This window comes from Streptococcus sp. 29892 (genome assembly GCF_032594935.1).
Classification (GTDB): domain Bacteria; phylum Bacillota; class Bacilli; order Lactobacillales; family Streptococcaceae; genus Streptococcus; species Streptococcus hyiners.
In genome coordinates this window covers 90,001-103,336 of the sequence record NZ_CP118734.1, presented here as the reverse complement: position 1 = coordinate 103,336, position 13,336 = coordinate 90,001, and the positions used below count along the sequence as shown (strand labels likewise).

Sequence of the window (13,336 nt, the reverse complement as noted above, 5' to 3'; positions counted from 1 at the left end):
GCTGATAAGCTATTCTTTCATCAAGCAAATAGAGGAAGACCGTTGGTCCTCATCCCTTTCCGTTCTGAGATTTGGACCACTTGTTCCATCCATTTGAATTACTCTTTGTCTTCCGCTTCTTCCGCTGCAAAGGCTGCCGCTGCGTCAGCTGCTGCTTTTGCACGTGCTTTTTCAAGATCATCTACGTGGATGATGTCATCATCTTCACCTTCATCAAGGTCACGCAATTCTACTTCATTGTTATCTTCATCAAGGACACGCATATCCAAACCAAGTGATTGCAATTCTTTGACAAGAACGCGGAATGATTCTGGAACACCTGGTTTTGGAATTGGTTTACCTTTGGTGATGGCTTCATAGGCTTTCAGACGGCCTGTCACATCATCTGACTTGTAAGTCAAGATTTCTTGAAGGACGTTTGAAGCACCGTAGGCTTCAAGGGCCCAAACCTCCATCTCACCGAAACGCTGACCACCAAACTGAGCCTTACCTCCGAGTGGCTGTTGGGTAACGAGTGAGTATGGTCCGACTGAGCGGGCATGAAGTTTATCATCAACCATGTGGTGAAGCTTGATCATGTACATGACACCGACAGATACACGGTTATCAAATGGCTCACCGGTACGGCCATCGTAAAGAATGGTCTTGGCATCTGAGTCCATACCTGCTTCTTTAACAGTTGACCAGAGGTCTTCTGAACTTGCACCATCGAAAACTGGTGTTGCGATATGGATGCCCAGGTTACGTGCAGCCATACCCAAGTGAAGTTCCATAACCTGACCGATGTTCATACGTGATGGCACCCCGAGTGGGTTCAACATGATGTCAACTGGTGTTCCGTCTGGAAGATACGGCATATCCTCAACAGGTACAATACGTGAAACGACACCCTTGTTACCGTGACGACCGGCCATCTTATCTCCGACCTTAATCTTACGTTTTTGAGCGATGTAAACACGAACTAACATGTTAACACCTGATTGCAATTCATCACCGTTGGCACGAGTAAAGATTTTCACATCACGAACGACACCATCGGCACCGTGTGGTACACGAAGAGAGGTATCACGAACTTCACGTGACTTGTCACCGAAGATGGCGTGCAAGAGGCGCTCTTCAGCAGAAAGATCTTTTTCACCTTTTGGTGTGACTTTACCAACAAGAATGTCGCCCTCTTTAACTTCGGCACCAATACGGATAATCCCCATTTCGTCCAAGTTGCGAAGGGCATCTTCACCAACGTTTGGAATTTCGCGTGTGATTTCTTCAGGGCCTAACTTGGTATCACGTGTTTCTGATTCATATTCTTCCAAGTGAACAGATGTATAAACATCGTCTTTCACTAGGCGTTCAGACATGATAACCGCATCCTCGAAGTTGTAACCTTCCCAAGTCATGTAGGCAACGATAGGGTTTTGACCAAGAGCCATTTCCCCACGTTCCATAGAAGGACCATCTGCGATGAAGTCACCTTTTTCAACGACATCACCCAATTTCACAAGGGTACGTTGGTTGTAGGCAGTACCTGAGTTTGAACGACGGAATTTCTGAATGCTGTAAACATCCAAGGAACCATCTTCACGACGTACTTCTACCTTGTCCGCATCTGCGTAAACAACCTTACCATCATGTTGGGCAATAACTGCCGCACCTGAGTCATGGGCAGCCTGGTATTCCATACCTGTACCAACGTAAGGTGCTTTTGGATCAATCAATGGAACAGCCTGACGTTGCATGTTGGCACCCATGAGGGCACGGTTGGAGTCATCGTTTTCCAAGAAAGGAATACATGCTGTCGCAACGGCAACTACCTGCTTAGGAGAAACGTCCATGAAGTCTGCTGAATCTGCTGGGAACTCTTGGTTATTACCTTGGTGACGTCCCATAACGATTTTATCAACAAAACGGTTGTTTTCATCGAGTGGTGAAGTCGATTGAGCCACGATATAAGCATCTTCTTCATCGGCAGTCAACCAAACGATTTCGTTCGTTACTGTACCAGTTGCACGGTCAATCTTGCGGTATGGTGTTTGGATGAAACCATACTTGTTGAGGTGACCATAAGAAGACAAGTTGTTGATCAAACCGATGTTAGGTCCTTCAGGCGTTTCAATCGGACACATACGACCATAGTGAGTGTAGTGAACGTCTCGAACTTCATAGCCTGCACGGTCACGGGTCAAACCACCAGGTCCCAAGGCTGACAAACGGCGTTTGTGCGACAACTCAGAAAGTGGGTTGTGTTGGTCCATGAACTGTGACAACTGGGATGAACCAAAGAATTCTTTGATTGCGGCTGTAACAGGACGGATATTGATGATTTGTTGTGGCGTCAATACTTCATTGTCTTGAACAGACATACGCTCACGTAAGTTACGCTCCATACGGGTCAAACCGATACGGACTTGGTTAGCAAGCAATTCACCAACGGCACGAATACGACGGTTACCCAAGTGGTCGATATCGTCTACGCGACCAAGACCCTCCGCCAAGTTGAGGAAGTAGCTCATCTCAGCCAAGATATCTGCTGGTGTAACAATACGCACATTTTCCGCCGGATTAGCATTACCAATAACTGTTACAACACGGTCTGGATCTTTTGGTGCAACAATCTTAAACTTCTGCAAGAGAACTGGCTCAAGAAGAACAGCATTATCATTTGGAATATACTCTACCAAGTTGAGTTCATCAAATTGTGCTTCTACTTTTTCAAGCACATCACGGCTCAAGACAGTACCCGCTTCCAAAACGATTTCGCCTGTTTCACCGTTAATGACATGCTCAGCAAGTGTTTGGTTGAGCAAACGAGTACGGAGGTTGAGTTTCTTATTGATCTTGTAACGACCAACTGGTGCCAAATCATATCGACGTGGGTCAAAGAAACGAGCAGTCAAAAGGCTACGAGAGCTTTCAGCTGTCTTTGGTTCACCTGGACGAAGACGCTCATAGATTTCCTTGAGAGCTTCATCTGTACGAGAATCTGCCGTATTTTTGTGAACATCTTTTTCAATGGTGTTGCGAACCAACTCACTATCACCAAAGATATCAAAGATTTCATCATCGCCTGAGAAACCAAGCGCACGTACAAGCGTTGTAAATGGAATTTTACGCGTACGGTCGATACGAGTATAGGCAATATCTTTTGAGTCCGTTTCCAATTCCAACCAAGCACCACGGTTAGGGATTACCGTTGAACCATAACCAACCTTACCGTTCTTATCAACTTTATCGTTGAAATAAACACCTGGTGAACGAACCAACTGAGAAACGATGATACGCTCTGCACCGTTGATGATAAAGGTACCCATTTCAGTCATGATTGGAAACTCACCGAAGAATACTTCTTGAGTCTTAATCTCGCCAGTTTCTTTATTCACCAGACGGAAGGTTACATAAATTGGAGCTGAGTAGTTTGCATCGTGTGCACGCGCCTCTTCCAAAGTGTATTTGGGTTGCTTCAACTCATAACCCACAAATTCCAATTCCATGGTTTCTGTAAAGTTCGAAACCGGAAGTACATCTTCAAAGACTTCTTTCAAACCATAGTCAAGAAAATCTTTAAATGAATCCGTTTGGATTTCAATCAAATTTGGTAAATCAAGAACTTCCTTGATTCTTGAAAAACTACGACGGGTACGGTGTTTACCGTACTGAACTTCATGTCCTGCCAAAAGTTTTCTCCTTTGTAATAAGATACGAGACCGTGAAAACCAAAGTGAAAATAGGAGAGTGACGCCGTGTCACCAGACACAAGGAGCTCTATCTTTTTCACACAGGTTTTAGGTCGAGTTCAATTAAAGATACTAAGCCGTAAACAACTCAAAGAAAAATAGGAAACACGACGACGGAGGCAAGCCTCCTAGGAGCTGTTTATCTTTTTTCACAGAGTTGTAGGCGAGTTCAATTATATACAGTCAGCAAATGACCATTATTCATCCTTTTTCTGAATATTTAGAATCTTTAAGAGTAAGTAACATTTCTTAAAAAGAGACCTCATAGACACAAAAAGAGCAGCTAAATCTTCCTTTTAAAAGTTTGATTTAACTGCTGCAAGTCTTGATTGGACAAGATTTCAATCAAGACACACGACAAATTATTTACAGAATTATATCACATTTTATAATAAAAAGCAAGGTTAATCATTATTATCTTGACTACTTGTAGAGGTTTCAGTCGATGTTTCCGTATTTACCGATGATGAACTAGAACTACTAGAACGGCTAGAACTAGTACCTTGACTCGTATTTGAAGAAGATGTTTGCGAACCAAAAATACTATTCCAAGCCTGTGCCCGATCGCTATCTGTACCACCGACCATAAAGTTGTAGCTCGTAACAGGAGCGCCATTTTTAGCCCAATAACTAGTAGTCGTCGCACCACCAATCATGACCTGACGTCCGTTTACTTGCGTTGCTCCTGCACGTTGACCTGTAGAGGCAACAACATTCGAAGCAATCACGCTACCATCCAACTCAAAGCGACCTGCAAACATATCTGCATTCACATTATAGAGCGCATTAACCATATGAGCGACATATTGCGAATTGTTGTGATAGCCTGTCCAAACATACATTTCTGAGTTATCATCATTTCCAGCCCAAGTCCCCAGAGTTACTTTTGGAGTTGATAACATGAGCCAGACGTCATTTACCTCGTTACTTGTTCCCGTTTTACCGACAAAGTCCGAAGCTGCTGCCTGAGGATTTAAGCCACTCAACCGATTCTTGAAGGTCGTTGTATAGCCCGAATTCACTACTTGGCGCAAGAGTTGGTTCATGATGCTTGCGGTGGCCTTGGAATAGACTTGAACAGGAGCTGCCTCATGCTGGTAAACAACCGTTCCATCCGCAGCCGTAATATTCTCAACAATATAGTGTTTGTGATAGACACCACCATTAGCTAAGGTCTGATAGGCATTGGTATTGGTCAAAACCGAAATTTCAACGCCACCACCGAGTGGCACACTTTCAATATCATACATAGGAATATGATAGTTCATCTTCTCCATGTAGGCTTTGGCATCAACTCCTGCATTTTGAATCATCTTATAAGTCCAGAATGCCGAAATGTTTACAGATCTATCAATTGCCGTCTGCAAGTTCATCATGCCCGAACCTCGACTGGTTCCATACATGATTGGTTGGCCACTTGAGAAATTGGTTGGATAATCTGACAAAATACTTGCTGAACCGATTAAACCTTGGTCAATAGCGATCCCATAAGCCAATAAAGGTTTAATGGTCGAAGCAGGCGAACGCAGGGTATCAAAGGCATGGTTGTTTTGGTTAGTCGCATAATCCCGACCACCAACGAAACCTAGAATAGCTCCTGTGGAATTGTCAATCAGCACACTACCTGTTTCAACGTACACATTTCCATTATCCAATACTGAACCGTAATTGGCAACAACTGACTGCATGGTATCATAAATACCCTTATCAACTGTACTCTTAATGGTATAGCCACCTTGACTAAGCTCCTGCTTAGCCAACTCCTCATAGGAACTCCTTGTTGCATCGTTCTTCAAGTCATTATCAGAAACCTTATCACGTTTCACCAAGTAGTCAAACATGACTTGCTGAGCCTCTTCCATCACCTCATAATAGAGATAATCTTTAGTATCAGCTGTCACAGGCGCTGGAGCAATGAAGTCCTGCTTAATATCGTAAGCCTTATAGGTTTCATATTCTTCCTTGGTCAAGAACGAAGCACGATACATATTGAAAAGAACATCTTGATAACGTTCGATACCGTAAACCATATCCTCATCCGACTTACGAGTACCATCGGAAGCATATGGAGAATAGACAATTGGACTTTGCGGTAGACCTGCAATAAAGGCTGCCTGTGGAACTGTCAACTCACTGGCAGGTTTGCCAAAAATTCCTTGAGCGGCAGCTTCTGCTCCCGCAATATTTCGACCTTGATTGTTTCGACCAAACGGCGAAACATTCAAATAAATGGTTAAAATTTCTTCCTTGGTCATATTGCGTTCCAGGGCTAAAGCTGAAATAATTTCATTCGCCTTTCGAGTAAAAGTCGGTGCATCTCCGACCAACTGCTGTTTAATAAGCTGCTGGGTCAAAGTAGAGCCACCACTGGATGACCCAAAGCCAACTGAACCTAGTGCCGCACGCAAAACAGCTTTTGGCACAACTCCGTTATGACTTTCAAAAGTTTCATCCTCTGTTGCAATAACTGCTTGCTTGAGGTAGTCCGATACATCACCAGCCCCAACTGGTACACGAAGCAAGTCCGAATTAACCTCTGCTACTAGGCTGCCGTCAGAATAGACTACTTTGGAAATCCGACTTACTTCTGAAACCTGTGTCAGCAGTTCCTCGGTCTTAGGCACCTCAACCTTGTCAAACAAACTCGCAACAAAACCAACTCCTATACCTGCACCAAAAAGAACAAATAGGAACAACAAGACAGCAATGGAATTGAGCAACAATTTCAAGGTGCGAAGGAAAACGCCAAGCGTATCTCCGAGCCCTAGAGCATTTGATTTATCTTTATGTTTTTGCTTATCTGATTTAGTCGTCATAGTAACTCCTTATCTTACCATTATACCAAATTTTGTTTATTTTCCACAATTTCATGGTATAATAAGGGAGAATTTTTATTGGTTAGATGTGGTTTTTATCACATTCTATTTAAGGAGAAACGCATGAACATTTTTGAAGAACTAAAAGCACGTGGCTTGGTCTTTCAAACGACAGACGAAGAAGCCTTGGTAAAAGCACTGACAGAAGGACAAATATCTTACTACACAGGCTACGACCCAACAGCTGACAGCTTGCACTTGGGCCACTTGGTTGCCATCTTGACCAGCCGTCGTTTGCAGTTGGCTGGTCACAAGCCTTACGCCCTAGTTGGTGGTGCGACTGGTCTGATTGGCGATCCTTCCTTCAAGGATGCGGAGCGCAGCTTGCAAACCAAAGACACCGTGGACGGCTGGGTAACAAAAATCCAAGGTCAGCTCTCTCGCTTCTTGGATTTTGAAAACGGCGACAATAAGGCTGAAATGGTCAACAACTACGACTGGTTCTCAGGCATCAGCTTTATCGACTTCCTCCGTGATGTTGGTAAATACTACACAGTCAACTACATGATGAGCAAGGACTCTGTAAAAAAACGGATTGAAACAGGGATTTCCTACACCGAGTTTGCCTACCAAATCATGCAGGGTTATGACTTCTACGAGCTTAATGACAAGCACAATGTGACCCTACAAATCGGTGGTTCTGACCAGTGGGGCAACATGACAGCAGGTACTGAATTGCTTCGCCGCAAGGCTGACAAGTCTGGCCACGTGATGACTGTTCCCCTCATCACTGACTCAACAGGTAAGAAATTTGGTAAGTCTGAAGGCAACGCCGTTTGGTTGGATGCCGACAAGACTTCTCCATATGAAATGTACCAATTCTGGCTCAATGTCATGGACGATGATGCCGTTCGTTTCTTGAAAATCTTTACTTTCTTGTCATTGGATGAGATTGCTGAAATCGAGAAACAATTTGACGCTGCCCGTCATGAACGCTTAGCTCAGAAGATTTTGGCTAAGGAAGTCGTGACATTGGTCCACGGTGAAGAAGCCTATAACCAAGCCCTTAACATCACCGAGCAATTGTTCGCAGGCAACATCAAAAACCTGTCCGCAAAAGAGCTCAAGCAGGGCCTCAGCAACGTTTCAAACTACGCTGTACAGGCTGAAGACAACCTTAACATCGTGGAACTGCTAGTTACCTCTGGTATTGTCAATTCAAAACGCCAAGCTCGTGAAGACGTAGCAAATGGTGCCATTTATGTCAACGGTGAGCGTGTGCAAGACTTGGACTACACTCTTTCTGACAGCGACAAAATCGACGGCGAGTTGACCGTTATCCGTCGTGGTAAGAAGAAATATTCTGTGTTGACTTATTAAGATTTTTCAAGGAAATCAACCGTGATTTCCTTTTGTTCTATCAATAGGAGAACAGCTATGACCTGTATTTTTTGCCACCAACTCAACGAAAATGACATTCTCTACCAGACAGAACATTTTAAGGTGGTCTGGGATATTGACCCTATTCAAACTGGACATCTACTGATTATCAGCAAAAACCACTATGACACGCTCAGCCAAATCCCTTCTGCTGTTCGCTATGAACTATCGGACGTGGAAGTCTTTTTGACTGAAAAACTCTGTCAAACATTGGCAATTGACGGTGTGACCACAGCCTGCAACGATCGCTTGTTTGATGCTGGTACCCATTTCCATGTTCATCTCATCCCACGCTTTCAATCAGATGGCTTCTGGGACCAGATTAGGCTTACGCAAGCCCAGCTGGACCTGAACAAACTCCTCAAAGCAATATAAAAAAGCAGCCCGACAGCTGCTTTTTATTTTATTTACACCAACTCTTCTACTTCATAGATGGTATCATCCAGCATCTCTTGGTATCGCTCTAAATCATAGGCCACCGAAGTTTCCACTTCCGCCAACTGCTGATCCAGCTGAATTTTCACTTCTTCCACCCCGTCCAAATCCAAGAGGTGATTGGTCACGTGTTTGACACAGTTCTGACAGGATAAGTTTTTCAATTTCAAGGTTTGCTTCATGTGTTTTCTCCTTTTGTATGGTGTCCACAGGTACATTGACCTGCCAAGCATTGACAGGCGATGCGCTCAGGTGCAGTCTTTTGAAGCTGCGAGATTTTGCTAGCTAGATTTTCTAGGCTTTTTTTGGAAAATGTCCCTGTGTCTAGCAAGCTTTCGACCAGCTGTCCCTGTTTGGTGGAACATATGGTAGCCAGTAAGAGCTCCACCTGCCCCTGCAAATGCTCCTCCTCACTGATGAGAGGATAATAGTGGTACTTGCTGGTTTTCTTAGTCATTCTCAGATAGTCTTTCTTCCGTAGCCGTCCCAAAAGGGTCTTAATGGTCGTTGCCTGCCAGTCAAAACCCTCCTGCAAAGCCTGAATAATTTCCTGCGAAGTTGCACCAGGCCGAGCCCACAAGACCCGCATGACCTGCCACTCCGCAGCTGAAATCGTCTGCTCCACAAACTCACCTCCAACCAATCGTATTTCTAAAATTAGTTTACATTTGTAGTCAAAAAATGTCAAGAAAAAGAGCCAAGCAATTTACTCGGCCCTTCTCTTCTGGTATTAGTGAGCTAACATCTCTTGAGCAATTTCAAAACCAGTCATACCAACAGGATAGTAAGTTGGCCAGTTTTCCATTTCTTCAAAGAGTTTTTCTTGGCTCTCACCACCGAAGAAGATATGGAAGTGGCCTGTCTTCACAGGAGCAATATTATGATCGCTAAACTGCACATACTTGTAGTTTCCGGCATTGGCATCTGTCGCTTCAAATAAGAAACGAACACCACGATTACCTTTCTTATAAGTTAAAATCTTATAACCTACATATTTATAAGTGAATTTTTGCTTCTTATCACCCACTACAAATTCCATAGTGTTATCTGTGATGTTGATCTGATTGACATCTGTCTTGTAGCCAGTATCGTAATAAGTCTTGTATTCTTCAGCTGTCATACCACCTTTGAGCTTAGCCTTGTAGTCCCAAACTTGGTCCAGCGTACCATCTAGCAAGTAAGGATACACAGACTGCCATTCGCCAGCATAATCTGACAGAGTGCGATCTTTAACAGCACTGTCTTCAAAGTAACCATTGTAGACTGTTTTGGTTGTTACCTCTCCCTCTTCTGGTAAGATTTCAACACCTGCTTGGGAAGTCGTCTTCTCAAGCGCAGTCAAATTGTCCTCCATCACAGAGATATAATCTTCTCCATTTTTCATCGCCTCATCCGTCAAACTTTCAAGCGGATTGAGAACATCTAGCTGAACACCCGTTTCTTTGGCAAGTGTTTCAGCTACAGATTTTGAGGCATTTTCTTCAAAATAGATATACTTAATGCCATATTGCTTGATATATTCAGTCAATTCAGCCAAACGAGTCGGAGTTGGATCTTCATCCGCAGCAACACCTGTAATAGAAACTTGTTTCAAGCCATAATCCAAAGCCAAGTATGCAAAGGCAGTGTGTTGAGTTACAAAGTATTTTTGCTTAGCCACTGACAAGGTTTCAGTGTATTGAGAATGTAGAGCCTCTAACTTTTCAATATAGGCAGCAGCATTTTTCTCAAAAACAGCCTTCTTATCTGGGTAATTTGCAATCAAACTATCACGGATATTCTCTACAAGTGTGATGGCACGTTCTGGGGACAACCATACATGCGGATCATAAGCATGGCTATGTCCTTCCTCACTATGATCATGCTCCTCGTGCCCCTCTTCTCCACCAGGCAAGAGCAACATTCCCTCCGTTGCACTGATAACATCTACTTTCTCTGTATCCACCGAATCTTCAATATCATGGACCCAAGTTTCCATGTTTTCATTTTCATAAATGAATGCATCTGCCTCTTGGATACGGGCAATATCTTTAGCTGAAGGCTCATAACCATGAACCTCTGTCCCTGCTTTAATCAACAACTCTACATTAGCTTCATCTCCTGTTACCTGTTTCGTGAATTCGTAAACAGGATAAAACGTCGTGACGATATCCAACTTGCCATCTTCCTGAGAAGCTGTGCTATTGCCACAAGCAGCTAACAATAAGGCTGAAGCAGACAAGAATAACAAACCAATTTTTTTCATATACACTCCTATTTTTTTAATTTTTGCATCACATTCACCAGTAAGAAAATACTGATAAAAATCAAGGTAATACTTGCACTAGCAGGCGTTTCTGCATAGTAAGATGTCAACAAGCCCGTAACCATTCCCAAGAAACCAACCAGCATACCAATCAAGATAACTGCCTTAAAACTCTTTCCTAAGCGAAGGGCAATGGAGGCCGGTAAAACCATAATGGTCGACACCAACAAGGCACCCGCTGCAGGGATCATCAGAGCAATGGCGACACCAGTCACCACATTAAAAGCAATGGACATAGCCCGCACAGGTAAGCCATCCACAAAAGCTGTATCTTCATCAAAGGTCAAAATATACATCGGCCGTAGAAACAGCAAGGTCAATACAATAACAATCAGAGCAATAGCAAATAAGGCAAATACCTGCTCTTGACTAATGGTCACAATCGAACCGAATAAATATTGTTCCAGGCTCAATCCCGACTTCCCGCCTGACTTATTCATAACAATCAGCGAAATAGCCAAACCAGTCGACATGAGAATAGCCGTCCCGATTTCCATAAAGTTTTTATAAATAGTCCGCAGGTATTCCAGAAATACCGCTGCCACAATGACAATCAGGACCGTTGAAAGTGTCGGTGAAATCCCCAAGACCAGACCAAAAGCCACACCAGCTAAAGAAACGTGACTGAGAGTATCCGACATCAGACTCTGCCTTCTCAAGATGAGAAAAACTCCCAGAACAGGTGAAAACAAGCTCATGGCTATGATGGCTAGAAAGGCCCTTTGCATGAAATCATAGTTGAAAACAGATAAATCAAGCATTGGATACCTCCTCATCCGCTTCGTGGACGTTAAAACAACGCCAAGGAGATTGCTGATCTCGCACCAGATGAATATTGCGATCCGCATACTGACTTAACTCATCAGGATCATGGGTAATCATCAAAACAGCCTTCCCATGCTTTTTAGCCGAGTGGTGCATGAGTTGGTAAAAAGCATCCTTGGTTCCAGCATCCATTCCCGTTGTCGGTTCATCCAAGATAAAAATATCCGGATCCGAAGCAAACATTCGGGCAATGACAGCACGTTGTTTCTGTCCCCCGCTCAAAGACCCCAATTTCTTATCCCTGTGTTCCCACATACCTACTGCTTCCAAACTAATCCGAATATGTTCCTCATCATGTCCAGTGAGCCGACGAAACCAACCCTGACGTGGATAGCGACCTGATTTTACAAATTCATAAACCGTGCTCGGAAAACCAGCATTAAAACTCGCAATCTGCTGGGGCAAATAGGCCATGCGCAACTTCTTCCCTTTTATACTTTTCTCTGCAAAGGCCACTTTCCCAAATCTAGGCTTTAATATACCCAAAGTAGCTTTTATCAAGGTTGTCTTTGCAGCCCCATTTTCACCGGTTAGAGTAACAAACTCCCCACTATCCAAGTGGTAATGGATATGTTCCAATACAGGTTCCTTATCATAATAGAAGGATAAATCCTCCACACTTATATATCTCATCTATCTTCTAATTTTCTCCACTAAATCATTCATAAAGCGACTAATGACTTCTTGTTCACTCTCACTGTAACGCGACAACAAGTGCTCATAAGCCTCCAAAGTATGAGCGTGATGATGGGCATGTTCAGCCGCGATTGGCTTAGCAGCTTCCGTCAAACTAAAACGCACAACACGGGCATCCTTTGTATCCCTTACAGCAACCAAAAGTCCCTGCGTCACCAAAGCTTTTGTTGCTTTGGTAATTGCAGCCTGACTAACATTCAGTTCCTTAGCAATTTCCGTATTGGTATAGGCAGCCTTTTCAATCAACATCAAAATATGCTCTTGCGTATTTGTTAATTTGACTGAACTCTGACAAGTACCAACTAAAATCTCTAATTGGTTCTCAGAGCTTAAAACAATTTCATGTAAACATTTTTCAATCTGTGATGCAAGATGACTCATACAATTCCCTTAACTCTTTAATTAACTTGTTAAGTATATCATAGAAAAAAAGAAAAGACAAGGAAAATTTGAAAATTATTTACAAAATTTCAACTACATATAACAAATGCAATCCTATATATATCACCTCATAATTTATAACAGCCCTACAATAGATATCTCTAGCCCCTACTACTGACTAACTAAACCCTTCACTCTATAATTTTTCAGATCAAACTAATGGCAGATAAAACAACCTATAAATGTGGGCATACATCTCCTCACTACAGTTGACAAAGAGCCCCTTAAAAAAAGAAAATTAAAAGCACAAAACAAAAGACAAGGCTAAGAAACCTTGTCTTTTTCAACTATACCGGCGGCCGGGGTCGAACCGGCACGTCCTTGCGGACACTGGATTTTGAGTCCAGCGCGTCTGCCAATTCCGCCACGCCGGCATATAGTTTAACTGGGGTAGCTGGATTCGAACCAACGCATGAGGGAGTCAAAGTCCCTTGCCTTACCGCTTGGCGATACCCCAATATTAAAATAGGCGAGTGAGGGGAATCGAACCCCCGAATGTCAGAGCCACAATCTGATGTGTTAACCACTTCACCACACCCGCCATAAAACACGGGCAGTAGGAATTGAACCCACACTGAAGGTTTTGGAGACCTTAGTTCTACCTTTAAACTATGCCCGTAAAGGTATGGAGAGAGAGGGATTCGAAC

At 43.3% G+C, this 13,336-nt stretch carries 10 protein-coding genes and 5 tRNA genes (1 of these 15 cut by a window edge); 2 read left to right on the top strand and 13 right to left on the bottom strand.

Annotated features, from left to right (window positions below; genetic code table 11):
- Nucleotides 1-98 precede the first annotated feature (98 nt).
- Together rpoB and pbp1b are read right to left on the bottom strand one after the other, a co-directional pair.
- The gene (gene rpoB, locus PW220_RS00670; protein WP_248055936.1) at nt 99-3,671 is read right to left on the bottom strand and encodes a DNA-directed RNA polymerase subunit beta; all 3,573 of its coding nucleotides are present in this window, start codon (nt 3,669-3,671) and stop codon (nt 99-101) included.
- Between the two features lie 464 nt (nt 3,672-4,135).
- Nucleotides 4,136-6,547 (bottom strand): penicillin-binding protein PBP1B, encoded by a 2,412-nt coding sequence (pbp1b, locus tag PW220_RS00665; protein ID WP_248055935.1) that lies wholly within the window; start codon nt 6,545-6,547, stop codon nt 4,136-4,138.
- A gap of 123 nt (nt 6,548-6,670) precedes the next feature.
- On the opposite strand from pbp1b, the gene tyrS reads away from it, so the two are divergent.
- Nucleotides 6,671-7,927, top strand: coding sequence for a tyrosine--tRNA ligase (gene tyrS / locus PW220_RS00660; RefSeq protein WP_248055934.1), 1,257 nt, complete (start codon nt 6,671-6,673; stop codon nt 7,925-7,927).
- A gap of 57 nt (nt 7,928-7,984) precedes the next feature.
- Nucleotides 7,985-8,362, top strand: a complete 378-nt coding sequence (locus PW220_RS00655) for an HIT family protein (RefSeq protein WP_248055933.1) — start codon at nt 7,985-7,987, stop codon at nt 8,360-8,362.
- Nucleotides 8,363-8,394: 32 nt separating this feature from the next.
- On the opposite strand, the gene PW220_RS00650 is transcribed toward PW220_RS00655, so the two are convergent.
- From PW220_RS00650 to PW220_RS00600, 11 genes are all read right to left on the bottom strand, one after another.
- The gene (locus tag PW220_RS00650) at nt 8,395-8,604 is read right to left on the bottom strand and encodes a heavy-metal-associated domain-containing protein (RefSeq protein ID WP_172049584.1); all 210 of its coding nucleotides are present in this window, start codon (nt 8,602-8,604) and stop codon (nt 8,395-8,397) included.
- Nucleotides 8,601-9,047 (bottom strand): CopY/TcrY family copper transport repressor, encoded by a 447-nt coding sequence (locus PW220_RS00645; RefSeq protein ID WP_248044521.1) that lies wholly within the window; start codon nt 9,045-9,047, stop codon nt 8,601-8,603. The genes PW220_RS00650 and PW220_RS00645 overlap by 4 nt, the downstream gene beginning before the upstream one ends.
- A 105-nt stretch (nt 9,048-9,152) precedes the next feature.
- Nucleotides 9,153-10,667: a zinc ABC transporter substrate-binding protein AdcA gene (locus PW220_RS00640; protein WP_248055932.1), complete on the bottom strand. Its 1,515-nt coding sequence runs from the start codon at nt 10,665-10,667 to the stop codon at nt 9,153-9,155.
- Between the two features lie 8 nt (nt 10,668-10,675).
- Entirely contained in the window at nt 10,676-11,488 is an 813-nt protein-coding gene (locus tag PW220_RS00635) for a metal ABC transporter permease (protein ID WP_248055931.1), read from the bottom strand.
- Entirely contained in the window at nt 11,481-12,185 is a 705-nt protein-coding gene (locus PW220_RS00630) for a metal ABC transporter ATP-binding protein (RefSeq protein WP_105125257.1), read from the bottom strand. Before PW220_RS00630 ends, PW220_RS00635 begins: the two co-directional genes overlap by 8 nt.
- On the bottom strand, nt 12,186-12,629 hold the full coding sequence (locus PW220_RS00625) for a zinc-dependent MarR family transcriptional regulator (protein ID WP_172090733.1): 444 nt from the start codon (nt 12,627-12,629) through the stop codon (nt 12,186-12,188). It abuts the gene before it with no gap.
- Nucleotides 12,630-12,979: 350 nt separating this feature from the next.
- Nucleotides 12,980-13,063: transfer RNA gene (locus PW220_RS00620), tRNA-Leu, on the bottom strand.
- A gap of 11 nt (nt 13,064-13,074) precedes the next feature.
- Nucleotides 13,075-13,146, bottom strand: a tRNA-Gln gene (locus PW220_RS00615).
- 11 nt (nt 13,147-13,157) lie between these two features.
- Nucleotides 13,158-13,230, bottom strand: a tRNA-His gene (locus PW220_RS00610).
- 7 nt (nt 13,231-13,237) lie between these two features.
- Nucleotides 13,238-13,308, bottom strand: a tRNA-Trp gene (locus PW220_RS00605).
- 7 nt (nt 13,309-13,315) lie between these two features.
- A tRNA-Tyr gene (locus tag PW220_RS00600) sits at nt 13,316-13,336 on the bottom strand (it continues 60 nt past the right edge of the window).

Bases quoted from the DNA above. Each gene is read 5' to 3' on its own strand.
- tyrS (WP_248055934.1), top strand. From the start codon at position 6,671: ATGAACATTTTTGAAGAACTAAAAGCACGTGGCTTGGTCTTTCAAACG.
- PW220_RS00635 (WP_248055931.1), bottom strand. From the start codon at position 11,488: ATGCTTGATTTATCTGTTTTCAACTATGATTTCATGCAAAGGGCCTTT.
- pbp1b (WP_248055935.1), bottom strand. From the start codon at position 6,547: ATGACGACTAAATCAGATAAGCAAAAACATAAAGATAAATCAAATGCT.
- PW220_RS00640 (WP_248055932.1), bottom strand. From the start codon at position 10,667: ATGAAAAAAATTGGTTTGTTATTCTTGTCTGCTTCAGCCTTATTGTTA.
- PW220_RS00655 (WP_248055933.1), top strand. From the start codon at position 7,985: ATGACCTGTATTTTTTGCCACCAACTCAACGAAAATGACATTCTCTAC.
- PW220_RS00630 (WP_105125257.1), bottom strand. From the start codon at position 12,185: ATGAGATATATAAGTGTGGAGGATTTATCCTTCTATTATGATAAGGAA.
- PW220_RS00625 (WP_172090733.1), bottom strand. From the start codon at position 12,629: ATGAGTCATCTTGCATCACAGATTGAAAAATGTTTACATGAAATTGTT.
- PW220_RS00650 (WP_172049584.1), bottom strand. From the start codon at position 8,604: ATGAAGCAAACCTTGAAATTGAAAAACTTATCCTGTCAGAACTGTGTC.